Source organism: Methylococcus geothermalis (genome assembly GCF_012769535.1).
GTDB lineage: Bacteria > Pseudomonadota > Gammaproteobacteria > Methylococcales > Methylococcaceae > Methylococcus > Methylococcus geothermalis.
In genome coordinates, this window is the sequence record NZ_CP046565.1 from 2,483,984 (window position 1) to 2,503,658 (window position 19,675).

Here is a 19,675-nt window from a genome sequence, read left to right on the forward strand (position 1 = left end):
TCGCGCTTTTATGGGCTCCCGTGGACTTTTTGAGGAGGACTGTCGCTGATGGGCAGCGAATCGCCGCCGGCCAGTCTCCGGTATCGTCAGGACGCCGTCCGGTCTGGGACTGTTGGATCAGCCTTTCCGGCACCTCGGCGCTGGAGTTCCGGGTCAAACCGGTCCTTAAACGAAACCCCCGGTTCCGTGCCATGACGGCTCCGGAACCGGGGGTTGACGCGGGGATGGCCATCCCCGGCTTCTTTGCGGCTTCGGGAACTCAGGAGAGTCCCGAAGACTGGACGCCGATTACATCATGTCGTCCATTCCGCCGCCTGCCGGCATGCCGCCCTTTTCCTTCTTGGGCATTTCCGCGACCATCGCTTCCGTGGTCAACATGAGGCCCGCGACGGAAGCCGCGTTCTGCAGGGCGGAACGGGTAACCTTGGTGGGGTCGAGGATGCCCATTTCGATCATGTCGCCGTACTCGCCGGTGCCGGCGTTGTAGCCGAAGGTCCCGGTGCCTTCCTGGACTTTCGCGAGGACGACCGAAGGCTCCTCGCCGGCGTTGGCCACGATCTGGCGCAGCGGTTCCTCGATGGCCCGCCGCAGGATGGCGATGCCGACGGTCTGGTCGTGGTTCTTGCCCTGCAAGGTTTTCAGGTTCTGCTGAGCGCGGATCAGAGCGACACCACCACCCGGCACGATGCCTTCCTCGACGGCCGCCCGGGTCGCGTGCAGTGCATCTTCGACACGGGCCTTCTTTTCCTTCATCTCGACTTCGGTCGCCGCGCCCACCTTGATGACGGCCACGCCGCCGGCCAACTTGGCGACGCGCTCCTGCAGCTTCTCACGGTCGTAGTCGGAGGTGGTATCCTCGATCTGCTTGCGAATCTGCTCGACGCGGGCCTTGATGGCATCCGTGGAGCCGGCGCCGTCGACGATCGTGGTGTTTTCCTTGTTGATCTGGATTTTCTTGGCCTGGCCCAGATCGGTGAGTTCGACCTTTTCCAGGCTCAGCCCCAGTTCCTCGGAAATCACCTGTCCGCCGGTCAGGATGGCAATGTCTTCCAGCATGGCCTTGCGGCGGTCACCGAAGCCCGGCGCCTTGACCGCGCAGACCTTCAAAATGCCGCGCATGTTGTTGACCACCAGGGTAGCCAACGCTTCGCCGTCCACGTCCTCGGCGATGATCAGCAGAGAGCGGCCGGACTTCGCGGTTTTCTCCAGCACGGGCAGCAGATCGCGGATATTGGAGATCTTCTTGTCGTGCAGCAGAACGAAAGGATTCTCGAGCTCCACGCTCATGGTGTCCTGCTGGTTGATGAAGTACGGCGACAGATAGCCGCGGTCGAACTGCATGCCTTCGACGACATCCAGCTCGTTCTGCAGGCCCGAGCCCTCCTCCACCGTGATCACGCCTTCCTTGCCGACGGTGTCCATGGCCTGGGCGATGATCTGGCCGATGCTCTCATCGGAATTGGCGGAGATGGTGCCAACCTGGGCGATTGCCTTGCTGTCGGTGCAGGGCTTGGACAGTTTTTTCAATTCCTCGACCACGACGCCGACCGCCTGGTCGATGCCGCGCTTGATATCCATCGGATTGGACCCGGCGGCCACCGACTTCAGCCCTTCGCGCACGATGGCCTGGGCCAGCACGGTCGCGGTGGTGGTGCCGTCGCCGGCGACATCGGAAGTCTTGGACGCGACTTCCTTGACCATCTGCGCGCCCATGTTCTCGAACCTGTCCTTCAGCTCGATTTCCTTGGCGACGGAAACGCCATCCTTGGTCACGACCGGCGCGCCGAAGCTCTTCTCCAGCACGACATTGCGCCCCTTTGGTCCCAGGGTCTGCTTCACTGCGTCTGCCAGGATGTTCACGCCGGCCAGCATGCGGTGACGGGCATCATCCGAAAAACGTACATCTTTTGCTGCCATCAGTTCATTCCTCCAATGTTCGGTTCAAAGGCTTCGCAAATCAGGATCAGGATTCAAGGACACCCATGATGTCGTCTTCCCGGAGTATCAGATATTCCGTTCCGTCGACTTTGATTTCGGTGCCGGAGTATTTGCCGAACAGGACCGTGTCGCCCGGTTTCACTTCCAGGGCGCGCACTTGGCCGTTCTCCAGCACCTTGCCGTTGCCGACGGCGACGACTTCGCCCTTGATCGGCTTTTCCTTCGCGGTATCAGGGATCACGATGCCGCCCGGCGAGGTCTTCTCTTCTTCCCGGCGGATAACCACAACACGGTCATACAAGGGACGGATTTTCATGATGACTTGGAACTCCTTCTATAATGCATTGAATTTCAGCAATAATTTTACAGGGTTCTGCAGTTGGCACTCGCAAGGGAGTGCTGCCAGCAATATGGAGCCGGGGGATTTTTTTTCAAGGGCGGATCCGCCGGAACGGTACCACCTGATGTCGGGCGGCGAGGGTCGCGGGTTCCTAGGGATGGGACGGCGGACCGGGCGTTAACGCCAGCACGAAACTTGCGGCCAGGAATGCCGGGAAGAGGGGCGGTGGGGGAACGAGATCGGTGTCCGGCTACCGACCTCGTCAATCCCCATCAGCATCGATATCTTCGTAAATCTCCGGGGTAAATCTCGGCGTGCATATCGCAAGAAACACCAAGTCGGTATTCCCGGTATTGGCAATTCGCTGGGAAACACCGGGCGGTATGACGGCGACGTCCCCTGGCCCGACGACCTCGGGCTCCAGTGCACCGATTTCGACCCTGCCCTCGCCCTGCAGGATCAGGTAGCGCTCAGTCACGTTCCTGAGCCGGTGAAGCCGTGTGGTGACCCCGGCCTCGACTCTGGCCTGCGCAATGGAAACATCGTCATCGGCGGGAGAATTCCACCACTCGGTGATGTAGCAACGCTCGTCGAAATAGTACTCCACCGCCGAGCCGTGATTGATGCCTGCCTGAGTCATGATGAGTTTGACGCCGGATTCCTGTGAGCCCACCTGCACGAGCTTTCGTGTCTTCCCGCAGTATAGCGGGCTATGGGACGATGGACCCGGCCTTAGGTGCCACTGCGCCGGCCACGCCTTCACTATTCGGTTAAAATTCGCCGCCTCAACCCGCTTCGGCGGCGTCCGTCCTGCCTCACCTCAAGCTCCACGCCATGACCGATCGAGCCGACCTGTCCAGACACACTCCGATGATGCAGCAGTTTCTCCGCATCAAGGCGGAGCACCCGGACCGGCTACTGTTTTACCGGATGGGCGATTTCTACGAGCTGTTCTTCGAAGATGCCCGGCGGGCGGCGAAGCTGCTGGACCTGACCCTGACCAGCCGGGGCGAATCGGGCGGTGAACGCATCCCGATGGCGGGAATTCCCTACCACGCAGTCGACGGCTATCTGGCTCGGCTGATCCGGTTGGGCGAATCGGTGGCGATCTGTGAGCAGATCGGCGATCCAGCCACATCGAAGGGACCGGTCGAGCGCAAGGTGGTGCGTATCGTGACGCCGGGCACGGTGACCGACGAGGCGTTGCTGGAGGAGCGCCGCGACAACCTGCTGGCGGCGATCGCTCGCGACGGCGCGGTGTTCGGACTGGCGGTGCTGGATCTGTCCGGCGGACGTTTCACCCTGCAGCAGCCTGAGTCGGCCGCCCAGCTCACGAGCGAGCTGGAGCGGCTGAACCCGGCGGAACTCCTCGTAAGCGAGGACGAAGCGCTGCCGGAGGGGCTGTCCGGACGCAATGGCCTGACCCGGCGTCCGCCCTGGCATTTCGACCCGGAAAGCGGGCGTCGCCAGTTGCTGAACCAGTTCGGCACCCGTGACCTGTCGGGCTTCGGCTGCGAGCATCTGACCGTGGCGCTGGGTGCCGCCGGCTGCCTGCTGCAATACGTGCGTGACACCCAGCGCAGCGCCCTGCCCCACATCCGCGGCGTCCGGGCCGAGACCGGAGCGGAATACATCGGCCTGGACCCCGCCAGCCGGCGCAATCTTGAGCTGGACTCCCATCCGTCCGGCCGCACCGAATTCACCCTGCTGGGCATCCTGGACCGCACCGGGTCGGCCATGGGCGGGAGATTACTGCGGCGGTGGCTGCATCAACCCTTGCGCGACCGGGCCATCATCCAACGACGCCAGGAGGCGATCGGTGAGCTGCTGGAGAAACACCGTTTCGAAGACCTGCTCGAACTTTTACGCGGCGTGGGCGACATCGAGCGGATCGCAACCCGCATCGCCCTGAAGTCGGCCAGACCGCGCGACCTCACGACATTGCGCCAGGCCCTGCAGACCTTGCCGGCGGTCCGGGACACCCTTTCCGGCATCGAAGGCGCGTTGCTGAGCGATCTGGCTCAGCGGCTGGTCGATCAGCCCGAGCTGAGCAGTCTGTTGCAGCGGGCCGTCGTCGACAACCCGCCGATGCTGATCCGCGACGGCGGCGTGATCGCCGACGGCTACCACGCCGAACTGGACGAGCTGCGCCAGTTGAGTGAGAACGCCGACCGCTTCCTGGTCGAGCTGGAGGCAAAGGAGCGCGAGCGCACCGGACTCAGCATGCTGAAGGTCGGCTACAACCGGGTGCAGGGGTTCTACATCGAGCTGCCCCGGAGCCAAGCCGAAAAGGCGCCGGTGCACTACAGCCGGCGCCAGACGTTGAAAAACGCCGAGCGCTACATCACTCCGGAGTTGAAAACCTTCGAGGACAAGGTACTGAGTGCCCGTGAGCGAGCGCTGTCTTGCGAGAAGGCGCTCTATGACGAATTATTGGAAACCCTGGGGAATTGGCTGCCGGCACTGCAAGATTGCGCGGCGGGCTTGGCCGAACTGGACGTGTTGGCGACCCTGGCCGAACGCGCCGATCGGCTGAATTGGGTGGCCCCGAGGCTGGTGGGCGCGCCAGGCATCCGCATCGTCCAAGGGCGCCATCCGGTGGTCGAGCAGGTCAGCGGCACGCCTTTCGTGCCCAATGACCTGGAATTCGGCCCGGACCGGCGCATGCTGGTCATCACCGGGCCGAACATGGGCGGCAAGTCGACTTACATGCGCCAAGCCGCGCTGATCGTGCTGCTGGCCCACATCGGCAGCCACGTGCCGGCGACGGAAGCCGAAATCGGCCCGATCGACCGCATTTACACCCGCATCGGCGCCTCCGACGACCTCGCCAGCGGCCGCTCCACCTTCATGGTGGAAATGACGGAGACCGCCAACATCCTGCACAACGCCACGGCGGAAAGCCTGGTGCTGATGGATGAGATCGGCCGTGGCACCAGCACCTTCGACGGACTGTCGCTGGCCTGGGCCTGCGCCGAGCACCTGGCGCGCGAGACGCGAGCCTATACGCTGTTCGCCACCCATTATTTCGAGCTGACGGCGCTGGCCGAGGAGTGTGACGGGGTCGGCAACGTGCACCTGGATGCCGTGGAGCACGGCGACAAGGTGGTGTTCCTGCATGCGGTCCGGGAAGGGCCGGCGAGCCAGAGCTACGGCTTGCAGGTGGCTGCGCTGGCGGGGGTCCCGCGGGCCGTGATCGACAACGCGCGGCGAAAACTGGAGCAGCTGGAACGGCAGGCGCGTTCGGCCCTTCAGCAAGCTGTGCCGGTGACCCAGCTCGATTTGTTTTTGGCGCCGGAGCCGCACCCCGTGGTGCGGCGGCTGGAAACCTTGGACATCGACGGACTCAGCCCGCGCGAGGCATTGAATCTGTTGTACGAGCTGAAGCAGTCGCTGTAAAACGGCCCGGCGGCGCGGTTCGCCGCCGGGCTCGGCAAGGGAAATTACGGGGTCTTGGCCTGCTTGCCGCCTTCGTCCTTTTCATGCTTCAGCATGCGGGCAAGCTGCTCGGCCGGAACATAGCCCGGCAGCACGTTGCCGCCGCCGGTCACGATCATCGGCGTGCCCTGGGCGCCGATGGCGGTCCCCAGCGCCATCTGCTCCTTCACGGGGTTGTCGCAGGATTTTTCTTCCACCTTCTCGCCCTTCTTGGCCTTGGTCAAGGCGGCGTTGCGGTCCTTGGCGCACCACACGCTGACAGCCTTGTCCCAGGAATCCGAGCCTTCGCCGGCGCGCGGGAAGAACAGGTAACGGACCTCGATGCCTTCCTTGAGATAATTGTCCATCTCCGAATGGAGCTTGCGGCAGTAGCCGCAATCGATATCGGTGAACACGTAGGCCACGTATTTGCCGATCTTCGGTTTGAACACGATCATGTTCTTCTCACCCAGCTTTTCCAGCGCTCCGATCCGCGCCTTGGCCAGCTTGGGCTCGGTGAGGTCTTCACGGTTCTTGAGGTCGATCAGAGAGCCCTGGATCAGGTACTTGCCGTCGTCGGAGACATAGAATAGCTTGGGACCGACGATGACCTCGGCAATGCCGGCCAGCGGCGAGGGCTTGATGGAATCGGGCTTCACCCCGGGCAATGCCTGCTTGATCGCATCCTCTACGGCTTGGGCGTCCGCCAGGACGGACGAGACGGGTACCACCAGGAACGCGAACAAGGACAACAGGGAACGGAACGCAGGTTTCATCGGGGCATACCTCGGAGATGGGAAGGAGTTGGGAGCTTAGGAAAACAGCCGTTGGATGTCGAGCATGAAGGCGAGCGCCATCAAGGCAATCAGGATGAAAAGCCCCATCTGCTGCGCCAGCATCTGGGTCTTTTCGGAGAGCGGGCCGCCTTTCACCGCTTCGATCAGATAGAACATCAGGTGGCCGCCGTCCAACACCGGGACCGGCAGCAGGTTGAGCACGCCGAGGCTGACGCTGATCAAGGCCAGGAACTTGACGAAATGCAACAGACCCAGCTTGGCGGACTGCCCTGCGTACTGGGCGATGCTGATGGGACCGCTCAAGTTTTCCACGGTCGCCTTGCCGATGAGCATGCGCCCTATCATCTTGAGCGAGAGCCAGGCGTAATCGCCGGTGCGCTCCACCGCCGCCCCCAAGGCCGGCAACACGCCCAGGCGGTATTCGACCTCCATCGCGGCGAGCACCGAGTCCGGGATCCGGGCCGCCGCCCCGATCCTTCCGACCGGACCTTTCGGCCCGTTGACGGACTCGGGCCGGACTTCAAGGGAAACGTGAACGCCGTCGCGCTCGACCACCAGTCCGATGCTCTGGCCGGGACGAGCACGCACGATATCGACCCACTGGCGCCAGCTGCGCAGGGCCACGCCGTCCGCAGAAAGCAGCAGGTCGCCGCTTTTCATGCCGGCTTTTTCCGCCGGACTGCCGGGTTCGGTCCGCTCCACCACAGGCGGCAGCTCAGGCTCCCAGGGCTGGAAGCCGAGCCGATCCCCCAGGACTTCCGGGGTGTTGAGCACGTCGGACGGTATGTTGAGGGTACGGATCACCCGTCCACCGTCGCTGGTCTTGACGTCGACCTCCACCACCCCCTCGTCCATGACCCGCTCGAAAATCCGCCCGATGGCGAGGCCCCAGGTTGGCGTCGGGTTGCCGTCGACGGCGAGGATTTCGTCCTCCGGCTCGAACCCCGCCTCGGCGGCGAAGGTGCCGGCTTCCACCGGGCCGAGCACCGGCCTCATGCCGGTCTCGCCGGCCATGAATACGCCCCAGTAAAGCAGGACGGCCAGGAGAAAATTGAATATCGGCCCCGCCGCGACAATGGCGAATCGGACCGGGAGCCGCTGCCGGTTGAAGGCAAAGGGGAGATCGGCGGGAGCGACCGGACCTTCCCGCTCGTCGACCATGCGGACATAGCCGCCGATCGGGATTGCGGCGAGGGTGAATTCAGTGCCGTCCGGTTTCCTGCGCCAGCTCAGCAGCGGGGTGCCGAAACCGAGGGAAAACCGCAGCACCTTCACGCCGAGCTTGCGCGCCACCCAGAAATGGCCGAACTCGTGGACCGCGATGAGCAGCGCCAGCGCGACTAGAAAATAGAAAACCGTGTGGATGAGCGACATTAAATCCTACAGTTGGTGATGTACGTCTCCGCTACCTTGCGGGTTTCCGCGTCCGCTTGCAAGACCGACTCGATGGCATCCGCCGCTCCGGACGCAACGGTCGCCATGCAATGTTCGATCACTCGCGGTATGCCGGTGAAAGCCAGCCGTCGGTCCAGAAATGCCGCGACCGCGACTTCGTTCGCCGCATTCAGGATCGCCGGCGCGGTGCCGCCCGCCCTCACTGCCTCGTAGGCCAGGCGCAGACAGGGAAAACGCGCCAAATCCGGACGCTCGAAGTTCAATTGATGGACAGCGAACAGGTCGAGAGGTTCCGCGCCGGATTCGAAACGCTCGGGCCAAGCCAGGGCGTGGGCGATCGGGATGCGCATGTCGGGCGTGCCCATCTGGGCCAGCACCGTACCGTCGACGTAGTCCACCATGGAATGGATCACGCTTTGGCGGTGCACGACGACCTGTACGTCGTCGGGCTTCATGTTGAACAGCAGGCAGGCCTCGATCACTTCCAAACCCTTGTTCATCATGGTGGCCGAATCGACCGATATCTTGCGGCCCATGACCCAGTTGGGATGCGCCACGGCCTGCTCCGGCGTCACCGACTCCAGCTCGGCGAGGGGGGTGTGCAGGAACGGCCCTCCGGAAGCGGTGAGCAGGATGCGGCGCGCGCCGATGGCGGCGGTGCCGGCACGATAGTCCGCCGGCATGCACTGGAACACCGCATTGTGCTCGCTGTCGATCGGCAGCAACCGGGCCCCCGCCCGAACCACCTCGGCCATGAACAACGGACCGGACATCACCAGCGCTTCCTTGTTGGCCAGCAGCACATCCTTGCCGGCCCGCGCCGCCGCCAGCGTGGGCAGCAGCCCCGCGGCACCGACGATCGCCGCCATCACGCTGTCCACCTCCGGCAGGGAGGCGACCTGCTCCAGCGCGGCCGAACCGGACAGGACTTCGATGCCGCCCAGACCCGCTACCGCCAGCCGCTCCCGCAGCTCCGCCGCGGCCTCGGCCCGGATCGCCACCGCATAGCGCGGCCGGTGATCGCGGCATTGCTCGAACAAGCGGTCGATGTTGCCATTGGCGGTCAGCGCCACGACGCGGTAGCGGTCGGGATGGCGCGCCACCACATCGAGCGTGCTGACGCCGATCGAGCCGGTGGAACCGAGGATGCATATGCCTTTCACGGAATTCTCCCGATGTCTGCCATCGCCGTGGTTCATTCTTCCGGCGCCGATTCGTCGGTCCCGGCATCCGTGGCATCCGGTTCGTCTGCTTCCGGTGCCATCGGTTCTGGTGCGTGTTCCGAAGCGCTGTCATCCGGCTCCGGCTCGATCGGTTCGACCTGAACCGGTGCGCCGTCCATTTCGGTGGGCACTTCGATCGTCACCGGCTCCGCGCTCTGCAGGAACAGGCCGAGCAGCATGGAGCCGGCATAGAACACCGCGACCGAGGCCAGCAAGGCGTCGATACGGTCGAGCACCCCGCCGTGACCGGGCAACAGCGAACCGCTGTCCTTCACGCCCCGCTGCCGCTTGAGCAGGCTCTCGAACAAATCGCCGCCCACGGAAGTCACGACGGTGACGAGGGAAAGGATGACGAAATCGGCGATCGTCAAAGGCTCCAGCTTAAACCACAGACCCACGGCGACTGCCAGGACGGCCGACACTGCCAAGGCCCCGTACAGCCCCTCGACTGTCTTGCCGGGGCTGATTTCCGGCATCAGCTTGGTGAAGCCCCAGCTCCGCCCGACGAAATAGGCGGCCATGTCCGCGAAAGAAATCAGCACCAGCAGATACAGCGCCTGCACGGCGCCGAAATTGAAGCGCAGCCAGATAAAGAGGATCCAGGAGGTGAGCAGGATGAACCAGCCCAGCCCCAGCTTCAGCCCGACCGGCAACCGGATCGCCAGCGCCTTGTCCGGCTTGGCCCGGAGCAGCATGCCGACGGCGAACCACCAGGCCACCACCGGCCACATCAGCCAGTCGACCGTGTAGGGTGCCCAGAAACTGGCGATGGCCATGGGCAATCCCAGGGCAACCAGGAAAGCGATCCGGCCGACGCGGTCGTCGATGCCGGAAACGCCCGCCCATTCCCAGCCGGCCAGGAGAATCACACCGCCCCACACCACCGAAAATGGGGTGGGCTTAAGCAGCAGAACGGCCGCAATGACCAGTGGCGCCAGAACCAGTGCCGTAATCAAACGATTTTTGAACATGGCGGAATCGGATGGGGTGAGTTGGAAAATCTTGGCGGTGTGAGGTCAGGGCATCTGCCCCGCGACCTGTTCGCCGGTGTAGCCGAACCGGCGCTGCCTGCCGGCGTAGTCCTCGAACGCGAGATCCAGCGCCTCCTCGTCGAATTCCGGCCACAGCACGGGCGTGAAATACAGCTCCGTATAGGCAAGTTGCCAGAGGAGGAAGTTGCTGATCCGCCGTTCGCCGCCGGTACGGATGAAAAGGTCGGGCTCCGGCAGATCGGCCAGGGCGAGCTGCTGCTGCAGCAGATCCGCCGTGATCCGGTCTGGCGACAGTTCGCCTTGCCCGACCTTTGCCGCCAGCGTCTGGGCCGCCTGGACGATATCCCAGCGCCCGCCGTAATTCGCCGCGATCGCCAGTTGCAAGCCGGTATTGCCGCGCGTCAGTGATTCGGCGGCATCCATCCGCTGGCGCAGCGCCTCCGCAAACGCCGTGCGGTCACCGATGATGCGCAGGCGCACGCCGTTCTGGTGCAGCTTTTCCGTCTCCCGTTCCAGCGTCGACAGGAACAATTCCATCAGCACGGAGACTTCCTGCTCGGGCCGCCGCCAGTTCTCGCTGCTGAACGCGAACAGCGTCAGCGCTTCCACGCCGCGCTTCGCGCAGTGTTCCACCACCTTGCGGACCGCACCGACGCCGGCGCGATGGCCGGCGGTGCGGGGCAGATAGCGCTCCTGTGCCCAGCGGCCGTTGCCGTCCATGACGATGGCGACATGGCGGGGCAGGCTGCGCGTCTCGGCGCCATGTTCCGGTGCAACCGCCACCGGCTTGACTTTGTCCGGCGAGAAAACCATGGATCGCAGGGTATTAAACAGCAAGCAAGTCGGCTTCCTTTTGCTCCAGCAGCTTGTCCACTTCCTTGATGAACTGGTCCGTGGTTTTCTGAATCTGCTCCTGGCTGCGGCGGTCCTCGTCCTCGGAAATCAGCTTTTCCTTGAGCGCCGCCTTGAGTTCGTTGTTGGCATCGCGGCGGATGTTGCGGATCGCCACGCGGCCATTCTCGGCTTCATGGCGCACGACCTTGATCAGGTCGCGGCGGCGCTCCTCGGTCAGCGGCGGCAGCGGCACCCGGATGACCGTGCCGGCGGTGGAGGGATTGAGTCCCAAGTCCGAGGTCATGATCGCCTTTTCGATCGCCTGCACCATGTTCCGCTCCCACGGCGTGACCACCAGGCTGCGGGCGTCTTCCACGGCCACGTTGGCGACCTGGGTCAGCGGCACCTCGTTGCCGTAATACGACACCCGGATATGCTCCAGCAGGCTGGGATGGGCGCGTCCGGTGCGAATTTTGGCGAATTCATGCTTCAACGCCTCGATGCTTTTCTGCATCCGCTCGGCGGTACGTTTCTGTATGTCATTGATCATGAGTTCATTACCCCGTTACCAGCAAAGATCCGATATCCTCACCCCGGATCAGCCGCATCACCGCACCCGGGCGAAAAACGTTCATGACCCGCAGCGGCATCTTATAGTCGCGGCACAGCACCAGCGCCGTCGTGTCCATGACATGGAGACGCTGATCCAGCGCCTCGTCGTAGGTCAGGCGCGAATAGAATTTCGCTTCGGGATCCTTCAGCGGATCGGCCGAATAGACGCCGTCGACCTTGGTCGCCTTGATCAGCAGATCCGCGCCGATCTCGATGGCTCTGAGGCTGGCGGCGGAATCGGTGGTGAAGAACGGATTGCCCGTCCCCGCGGCGAACACCACGACCCGTCCCTTTTCCAGATGCCGGACTGCGCGCCGGCGGATGTAGTCTTCGCAGACCTGGTTGATCTTGAGGGCCGACATGACCCGCACCGGCCGCCCCAGGTTCTCAAGGGCATCCTGCATGGCCAGCGCGTTGATCACCGTGGCGAGCATCCCCATGTGATCGCCGGTCACGCGGTCCAGTCCTTCGGAGGCTTTTTCGGCGCCGCGGACGATGTTGCCGCCGCCGATGACCAGTCCGACTTCGACGCCGGCCCGGCACAGCTCGTCGATTTCCGTCGCGAGCCGCTTCAGGATGTCGGCGTCTATGCCCGCCCCCTGGTCTCCCATCAAGGCTTCGCCGCTGAGCTTGAGCAAGATACGCTTGTATACCGGTTCTGTCATAAACTCGTCGGAAGCTGGTTAATCCACTCTGATCCGGGCCACACCCGGCCCGGAAGCTCGCCCGGCGCAGCACGGCGCCGGGCGACGGTACCTCAGGAAGCGCGCACCTGCGCCATCACTTCTTCGGCGAAATTGGTTGCTTCCTTCTCGATGCCTTCGCCGACTTCGAAACGGACGAAACGCACCACCGAAGCGTTCTTGGACTGCAGCAGCTTGCCCACGGTCTGGTCCGGATCCTTGACGAACGGCTGGCCTACCAGGGTGATTTCGCCGAGGAACTTGCCGATCCGTCCCTCGACCATCTTTTCGATGATGTTCGCCGGCTTGCCGCTGGCCTGGGCCTGGGCGCTGAAGATTTCCTTTTCCTTGGCGATCACTTCGGCGGGCACGCCTTTTTCGTCGCAGCACAAGGGCTTGCTGGCCGCGATATGCATGGCGATGTCCTTGCCCAGTTCGGCATCGCCGCCGACCAGCTCGACCAGCACACCGATACGGGTACCGTGCAGATAGCTCGCCACCCAGCCGTCCTGGCTGCTCAGCCGCTCGAAGCGGCGAACGTTGATGTTCTCGCCGATCTTGGCGATCATCTCCCGACGCGCCTGCTCCACCGGGGTGCCGTCCGCCATCGGCCCGGCAAGGAATTCTTCGACGCTCGTCGCCGAGGAAACCAGAGCCGCAGCGGCGACATCGTCGGCGAACTTGACGAAATCGTCGCCCTTGGCGACGAAGTCGGTTTCGCAGTTGACCTCGACGATCGCCGCGGTCTTGCCGTCCGCGCTCACCTTGACGCAGACGCGGCCTTCGGCGGCGGTGCGGCCGGATTTCTTGTCGGCCTTGGCCAGCCCCTGCTTTCTCATCAGCTCGACCGCGGCGTCCAGATCGCCGCCGGTTTCCGTCAGTGCCTTCTTGCACTCCATCATGCCGGAGCCGGTGCGTTCACGCAGCTCCTTCACCATCCCCGCAGTAATGCTCATTACAGCCAACCTCTCGAAATAAAAAACCGTTAATCAATCTCAAAAAAACGCCTCCGGGCGGAGGCGCTTTTCACGACACTGCCGGGTGCGGGCTTTCAGCCTCCCAGGCTCTCGCCCGTGGCCCCCTGTTCCGCTTCCGGCTCCATTTCCACGAATTCGTCCGCAGCCGCCGTACCGAAATCCACGCCGGATGCCTTGCCCCGCAAAATCGCCGTCGCGGCGCTCTGGGCATACAACTGGACCGCGCGGATCGAGTCGTCGTTGCCCGGTATCACGTAGTCGATTCCGAAGGGGTTATTGTTGGTGTCCACCACGCCAACGACCGGGATGCCCAGCTTGCGCGCTTCGCTGACGGCGTTCTTCTCGTAGCCCGTATCGATGATGAACATCACGTCCGGGAGGCGGTCCATGTCGCCGATGCCGCCCACGTTGCACTCCAGCTTTTCCAGCTCGCGCATCATGCCGAGCGCTTCCTTCTTGCTGAAACGGTTGAGACGGCCATCGTCGCGCATGGCCCGCAGATCCTTCATCCTGGCGATAGATGCCTTGATGGTCTTGAAATTGGTCAGCATGCCGCCCAGCCAGCGGTGATTGACATAGGGCATGCCACAGCGCACGGCTTCTTCCTCGATGACCTTGCGCATGGTCTTCTTGGTGCCCACGAACAGAATCTTACCGCGGTTGGCGGCGACCTGTTCCAGGTATTTCATGGCATCATTGAACAGCGGCAGCGTCTTTTCCAGATTGATGATATGGATGTTGCTGCGCGCGCCGAAGATGAAAGGGGCCATCTTCGGGTTCCAATAGCGCGTCTGATGTCCGAAGTGGACGCCCGCTTCGAGCATCTGACGCATGGTAACTGAGGTCATCGATTTCTCCGTAAATGTCTTGCCGGGCTGGCAAAGCCCGGCGGTCGGGTTGCGCCTCCACGCACCCCGGCCGGCGACCGCCCTTTCGGGACGGCACCCCACCGGCCGTGACGATGCGTGTGTGGTGTGTTGCCAAATAAAGCTGTGCTTTATACCATAGTGACATTGTTTGAACAATCAGCTCTCCCGCCCGCCACGGACCGGGAGCCCTCCCGTTTCCGTCGTAATTTCATGAGCATCAGCATCAAGAGCGCCGAGGAAGTCGAAGGCATGCGCGTGGCCTGCCGCTTGGCCGCCGAAGTCCTGGACATGATCGCGCCCCACGTCAAGGCCGGCATCACCACCGAAGAAATCGACCGGATCTGCCACGACTTCATCGTCGACGCGCAGCACGCCATTCCCGCCCCGCTGAATTACAAGGGATTCCCGAAGTCGATCTGCACTTCGGTCAACCATGTGATCTGCCACGGTATTCCCGGCCCCAAGAAGCTGAAGAACGGCGACATCGTCAACATCGACATCACGGTCATCAAGGACGGCTTCCACGGGGATACCAGCAAGATGTTCCTGGTCGGCCAGGTCAAGCCCTATGCCCGGCAGCTGGTCACAGTCACCCAGGAGGCGATGTATCTGGGCATCCGGGAGGTCAGGCCCGGCGCCGCCCTCAACCGGATCGGCGCGGCCATCGAACGGCATGCCAGCCAACACAACTATTCCGTGGTCCGGGAGTTCTGCGGCCACGGCATCGGCCGGGAATTCCACGAAGAGCCGCAGGTGCTCCACTATTTCGAACCGAAACTGGACATCCGGCTGGAAGCGGGGATGATTTTCACCATCGAGCCGATGATCAACCAGGGCAAGCGGCACGTGCAGATGCTGTCCGATGGCTGGACCGCTGTCACCAAGGATCACAAGCTCTCGGCGCAATGGGAGCACACCGTGCTGGTGACGCCGACGGGCTACGAAGTGCTTACGCTGCGGCAAGAGGAAGATTTTGGGCGAACCGAACTCGGATAAGCCGCACGACCTCTCTGCGCCCGACCCGATCTCGGCCCGCAAGGCGCAGATCCAGCACAACACCGCCGAACTGGCCGAGCGGTTCCGGTCCGGCGTCCCCGTCGCGGAGCTGATTCGCGAACGCACCTCGTTCATCGACCTGTTGCTCGCCGACGCTTGGAACCGGCGCCTCGGGCCGCATGCCGCCGGGGTCGCTCTGGTGGCAGTCGGAGGTTACGGACGCGGCGAGTTGCTGCCGCATTCCGACATCGACCTGCTCGTGCTGCTCGATGATGCCGCGGCACCGTCGTGCCAGCAGGAACTGTCCGATTTCCTGCGCTTTCTGTGGGATATCGGGCTGAAACCGGGGCACAGCGTCCGCACCGTCGCCGAATGCGCGGAAGAAGCCCGCGCCGACCAGACCGTCATCACCAATCTCCTGGAAGCCCGTGTGCTGGCCGGCTCGGCAGCGCTGTGGGAAACGGTGAAGAGCAAGATCGCCCCGGAACACATGTGGTCTTCCGCCGCGTTCTTCGAGGCCAAGATGGCCGAGCAGCGGGTGCGCTACGCCAAGTACCACAACACGGCCTACAACCTCGAACCCAACGTCAAGGAAGGCCCGGGCGGCCTGCGCGACATCCAGCTCATCGGCTGGATCATCCGCCGCCACAGCGACGCGCAGGGACTGCAGGATCTGGTCGCATACGGCTGGCTGACCGACGCCGAATACCGGGAACTGAAGGAGGCCCAGGAATTCCTCTGGCGAATCCGCTTCGCGCTGCACGTCCTCACCGGCCGTTGCGAAGACCGGCTGCTGTTCGATTACCAGCGCGAACTTGCCGGGCTTTTCGGCTACCGGGGCGACACCAGCAATGAGGTCGTCGAAGGCTTCATGCAGGACTACTTCCGCACCGTCACCGGAGTGGAGCGCCTGAACGAGCTGCTGCTGCAGCTGTTCAACGAGGCCGTGCTGCATCGCGCGGAAGAGTTCTCGCCCACCCCCGTCAACGACCATTTCCAGGCGGTCAACGATTACCTGGAAGCCGTGCGCCCCGAGGTTTTCCGCGAGCACCCACTCGCCCTGCTACAAGTCTTCCTGATCCTGCAGAAAAACAGCACGCTGGAAGGAATCCGCGCCGCCACCATTCGCCTCATCCGCCAGCACATCCATCTGATCGACGATGCCTTCCGCAACGATCCGGAAGCCTGCCGGCTGTTCATGGCCATTCTGCGGCAGCCGGGCGGCATCACCCACCAGTTGCGGCGGATGAACCGCTACGGCGTGCTTGCCGCCTACCTGCCCGAATTCGGCCGGGTCGTCGGCCGCATGCAGTACGACCTGTTCCATGTCTACACGGTGGACGAGCACACGCTGTTCGTGGTCCGCAACCTGCGGCGTTTCGCCCTGGAGGAGTTCCGGCACGAAAATCCGCTGTGCTACGAACTGTTCCAGCTCATCGAAAAACCCGAGCTGCTCTATATCGCCGCGCTGATGCACGACATCGCCAAAGGCTCGGGCGGCGACCATTCGGAAGTGGGCGAGAAAGTCGCGGAGGAATTCTGCCGGCGCCACCAGATCGGGTCACGAGAAACCCAGCTGGTGAAATGGCTGGTGCGGCACCATCTGGTGATGTCGATGACGGCGCAGCGCAAGGACCTGAGCGACCCGGAAGTCATCCACGAATTCGCCCGGATCGTGCGCAACCAGAACACGCTGAATCATCTTTATCTGCTCACCATCGCCGACATACGCGCCACCAATCCATCCCTGTGGAATTCCTGGAAGGGCGCCCTGCTGCAGGAACTTTATACCAGCACCAGCTGGACCCTGCGGCGCGGACTCGATACGCCCCCGGACTATGCCGAACAGATATCTGCCGCCAAGGATGAAGCGCGGGCGCTGCTCCACCGCTTCGGCCTGGCCGAGGACGCCATCACCGCAGTATGGGAAAACAATGGCGACGATTATTTCCTGCGCTTCCTGCCCGAGGAAATCGCCTGGCACACCACCGCCATCGCCGCCTGCCGGCCGGAACATCTGCCGCTGGTCCTGCTGCGTCCGGAAAGCCTGCGCGGCAGTGCCGAAGTGTTGATCTACGACCGCAACCGCGACTTCCTGTTCGCCCAGAGTACCGCCGTGCTCGACCAACTCGGCCTCACCGTGCTGGACGCCAAGATCATCGCCTCGCGGCAGGGATTCGCGCTGCTCAGCTTCAATGTGCTGGAACAGTCCGGCACCGCGCCCGAAGGGCTGTTCCGGCTCGCCCAGATCTGCGGCCGGCTGAAGGAGGTGCTGAGCGGCGGCAGCGCCCCGCCGCCGGTCAGCCGTCTGGCCGCCCGCCAGATCCGGCATTTCACCGTGCCAACCAAGGTGTTCTTCCACGACGACCCGCAGAACCGGTTCAGCATCCTCGAACTGATCGCCACCGATCGCCCCGGCTTGCTGTCCAAGGTTGGCCAGGCTTTCATGCAGAAAGGCATACGCCTGCACAATGCTAAAATTTCCACCATCGGCAGCCGCGCCGAAGACATTTTTTTCATCACCGACCGGGAAGACCGGCCGCTGAGCGATGAAGCCGACCGGTCGGCCCTGCGGCAGGCGCTGATAGATTTCGTGGGCGACCACTGACAGCGGCAGTACGCTGCCGGCACCACAAGCAGGAGAATCCGCATGACCATCGCAACACCGCTGGTGGACAACTGGTACGAAGAGCGGGAAACCGGCCGGCAATTTAGGATCGTGGCCCTGGACGATGCCGGCGACACCATCGAGATCCAGTATCTGGAGGGAGAGCTGAGCGAGTTGGACCGAACTTCTTGGGACCAGGCTTCGATCGTGGAGATCGAAGCCCCGGAAGACTGGAGCGCGCCTTTCGACGATGTGGAAATAGACGATCTGGGCTACAGCGATCCTGATCTGCACCTGCCCGACACGGACGATCTGACGCTGGACGACGTGCTGGAAGACGAGGACAAAGAGCCTTACTGAGGGCGAATTACGCAGGAAACGGGCGATAGCGGTCCAGCAGCCCCAGATCCTCCGCCGCCGCCCTGCAGGTGATGTAGCCATCGTAGGCGTTCACGGCCTTGGCCAGTCCCGGATCGGCCCGCAGGCAGGCCTCGCCTTCGTTGGCCAGGCGTAGCACATAAGGCAGGGTCGCGTCGGTCAGCGCCAGGGTCGAAGTGCGCGGATACGCCCCCGGCATGTTGGTCACGCAATAATGGATCACGCCGTGCTCGACGTAGACAGGATGGGAATGCGAGGTCGGCCTGGACGTCTCCACGCAACCGCCCTGGTCGATGCTGACGTCGACGATCACCGATCCCATCGGCATCGACCTCACCATGGCGTCGGTCACGACGTAATCGGCACGAGCGCCCGGCTGCAGCACCGCCCCTACCACCAGATCGGCGTCGCGCACGGTCTCGGCCAGGCGCGCACTGTCCGAGAGGAAGAACGCCAGGCCCGGAGCGCGCCGGCACAGGGCTTCGCCCTTCGCCGGCACCAGCCCCATGACCTGGACATTGGCGCCCATGCCCCACGCGGTCAGGGCGGCGTGCGAGCCGACCACGCCGTCGCCGATCACCACGACCTTGCCGTGGCGCACGCCCATGACCTCGCCGAGCTGGACACCTCGGCCGCCGTTGAAGCGCGCCAGATAATAAGCGCCGACCTGGGCGGCCATGTTGCCCGCCACCGCGCTCATCGGCGCGAGCAGCGGCAGGCGCCCTTGCTCGTCTTCCAGAGTCTCGTAGGCCACCGCCGTGGTCCCGCGGTCCAGCAATACCCGGGTCAGGCCGGGATCGACGCCGGCCAGGTGGAAGAACGTGAACACCATCTGCCGCTTGAGGTAAGGGTATTCCGACGGCACCGGCTCCTTCACCTTGACCACGAGGTCCGCGGCCCAAGCGTCGGCCGCATCGCCGAGCCGCGCTCCCGCTGCCAGATATTCCTCGTCGGCGAATCCCGAGCCGACACCGGCCGAGATCTCCACGAGCACTTCGTGCCCGGCCCGCACCAGGGCCGCGACCCCTTGCGGGGTGACGGCGATGCGGTTCTCCAGGTCCTTGATTTCCTTGGGTACACCGATTTTCATGAGAAAAGGTAACTGCGTATTTCCTGTTCGGTCTTCTGCACCAGGTTCTTGTCCAGGGTCTTGCTGACCAGCTTGGCGGTGGGACCGCTCAAAGCCTGGCGCAGCAGACCGAGAAACTCGGGCGCCGCGATCAGGATGAGCGAGAGGCATTCGCCATTGACCCGCGCCTGTTCGAGGCGTTCGGCCACCCGCTTGGCGAACACCTGGGCCTCGTGCTGCTTGGCATCCTGCGGCTTTTCGTAGTCGTGGCGCCCCTCGGTCGAACTGTTCAGCATCCGGCCAGGCCGGTCGGAAGTCAGATCCTGCTCTTTGGCTCGACCCTCCACATGCACCAGATCGTCGATTTCCTTGAGCGGATTCTGTCGATTGTCAATGGCGAAGATTCGCGCCCGGCTGCTCTCTGCGGCAACCACCCATGTCTTGAACATAGTTTCCTCCCTGTTCCGTTGGTGAATAAAGGGTGCAATTGCAAACGGATTGTTTCCGGCCATGGCCGGCTCCGCTTGCCTGCATTCTGCCACAAATG

Annotated in this window: 18 protein-coding genes; 4 read left to right on the top strand and 14 right to left on the bottom strand. The window is 63.5% G+C overall.

What is annotated here, in order from left to right:
• Positions 1–288: 288 nt before the first annotated feature.
• The 3 genes from groL to GNH96_RS11550 form a co-directional block, all read right to left on the bottom strand.
• Complete coding sequence (gene groL / locus GNH96_RS11540) at positions 289–1,917, bottom strand: chaperonin GroEL (protein WP_169603814.1); 1,629 nt, start codon at positions 1,915–1,917, stop codon at positions 289–291.
• Between the two features lie 46 nt (positions 1,918–1,963).
• Positions 1,964–2,254 (bottom strand): co-chaperone GroES, encoded by a 291-nt coding sequence (groES, locus tag GNH96_RS11545; RefSeq protein WP_169603815.1) that lies wholly within the window; start codon positions 2,252–2,254, stop codon positions 1,964–1,966.
• A gap of 286 nt (positions 2,255–2,540) precedes the next feature.
• Complete coding sequence (locus tag GNH96_RS11550) at positions 2,541–2,918, bottom strand: cupin domain-containing protein (protein ID WP_169603816.1); 378 nt, start codon at positions 2,916–2,918, stop codon at positions 2,541–2,543.
• Positions 2,919–3,112: 194 nt separating this feature from the next.
• Between GNH96_RS11550 and mutS the strand changes: the two genes are divergently transcribed.
• Positions 3,113–5,677 (top strand): DNA mismatch repair protein MutS, encoded by a 2,565-nt coding sequence (mutS, locus tag GNH96_RS11555; RefSeq protein WP_169603817.1) that lies wholly within the window; start codon positions 3,113–3,115, stop codon positions 5,675–5,677.
• 44 nt (positions 5,678–5,721) lie between these two features.
• Here the strand turns inward: mutS and GNH96_RS11560 are convergent, their stop codons facing one another.
• The 9 genes from GNH96_RS11560 to rpsB form a co-directional block, all read right to left on the bottom strand.
• Positions 5,722–6,471 carry a DsbC family protein gene (locus GNH96_RS11560; RefSeq protein WP_169603818.1) on the bottom strand — a complete coding sequence of 250 codons (750 nt, stop codon included), beginning with the start codon at positions 6,469–6,471 and terminating at the stop codon, positions 5,722–5,724.
• Positions 6,472–6,507: 36 nt separating this feature from the next.
• Positions 6,508–7,866, bottom strand: a complete 1,359-nt coding sequence (gene rseP / locus GNH96_RS11565; protein WP_169603819.1) for an RIP metalloprotease RseP — start codon at positions 7,864–7,866, stop codon at positions 6,508–6,510.
• Positions 7,866–9,050, bottom strand: a complete 1,185-nt coding sequence (ispC, locus tag GNH96_RS11570) for a 1-deoxy-D-xylulose-5-phosphate reductoisomerase (protein WP_169603820.1) — start codon at positions 9,048–9,050, stop codon at positions 7,866–7,868. The genes rseP and ispC overlap by 1 nt, the downstream gene beginning before the upstream one ends.
• Before the next feature lie 32 nt (positions 9,051–9,082).
• Entirely contained in the window at positions 9,083–10,081 is a 999-nt protein-coding gene (locus tag GNH96_RS11575) for a phosphatidate cytidylyltransferase (protein WP_169603821.1), read from the bottom strand.
• A gap of 45 nt (positions 10,082–10,126) precedes the next feature.
• Positions 10,127–10,915, bottom strand: coding sequence for an isoprenyl transferase (locus GNH96_RS11580; RefSeq protein ID WP_169604692.1), 789 nt, complete (start codon positions 10,913–10,915; stop codon positions 10,127–10,129).
• 13 nt (positions 10,916–10,928) lie between these two features.
• A complete protein-coding gene (gene frr, locus GNH96_RS11585; RefSeq protein ID WP_169603822.1) occupies positions 10,929–11,486 on the bottom strand; it encodes a ribosome recycling factor in 558 nt (185 codons plus the stop codon).
• 7 nt (positions 11,487–11,493) lie between these two features.
• On the bottom strand, positions 11,494–12,213 hold the full coding sequence (gene pyrH, locus GNH96_RS11590) for a UMP kinase (protein WP_169603823.1): 720 nt from the start codon (positions 12,211–12,213) through the stop codon (positions 11,494–11,496).
• 92 nt (positions 12,214–12,305) lie between these two features.
• Complete coding sequence (gene tsf, locus GNH96_RS11595; RefSeq protein WP_169603824.1) at positions 12,306–13,187, bottom strand: translation elongation factor Ts; 882 nt, start codon at positions 13,185–13,187, stop codon at positions 12,306–12,308.
• Positions 13,188–13,282: 95 nt separating this feature from the next.
• Entirely contained in the window at positions 13,283–14,056 is a 774-nt protein-coding gene (gene rpsB, locus GNH96_RS11600) for a 30S ribosomal protein S2 (RefSeq protein ID WP_169603825.1), read from the bottom strand.
• Positions 14,057–14,287: 231 nt separating this feature from the next.
• Here rpsB and map point away from each other — a divergent pair, with 231 nt between their 5' ends.
• The 3 genes from map to GNH96_RS11615 are packed head-to-tail and all read left to right on the top strand — an operon-like array spanning position 14,288 to position 18,041.
• A complete protein-coding gene (map, locus tag GNH96_RS11605; protein WP_169603826.1) occupies positions 14,288–15,073 on the top strand; it encodes a type I methionyl aminopeptidase in 786 nt (261 codons plus the stop codon).
• Positions 15,051–17,681 carry a [protein-PII] uridylyltransferase gene (glnD, locus tag GNH96_RS11610; protein WP_169603827.1) on the top strand — a complete coding sequence of 877 codons (2,631 nt, stop codon included), beginning with the start codon at positions 15,051–15,053 and terminating at the stop codon, positions 17,679–17,681. Before map ends, glnD begins: the two co-directional genes overlap by 23 nt.
• Before the next feature lie 42 nt (positions 17,682–17,723).
• Positions 17,724–18,041, top strand: a complete 318-nt coding sequence (locus GNH96_RS11615; protein ID WP_169603828.1) for a DUF6763 family protein — start codon at positions 17,724–17,726, stop codon at positions 18,039–18,041.
• Between the two features lie 7 nt (positions 18,042–18,048).
• Here GNH96_RS11615 and ald read toward each other — a convergent pair whose 3' ends face one another.
• Together ald and GNH96_RS11625 are read right to left on the bottom strand one after the other, a co-directional pair.
• Entirely contained in the window at positions 18,049–19,149 is a 1,101-nt protein-coding gene (gene ald, locus GNH96_RS11620) for an alanine dehydrogenase (protein ID WP_169603829.1), read from the bottom strand.
• Positions 19,146–19,577, bottom strand: coding sequence for a host attachment protein (locus GNH96_RS11625; RefSeq protein WP_169603830.1), 432 nt, complete (start codon positions 19,575–19,577; stop codon positions 19,146–19,148). The genes ald and GNH96_RS11625 overlap by 4 nt, the downstream gene beginning before the upstream one ends.
• Positions 19,578–19,675: the final 98 nt, after the last annotated feature.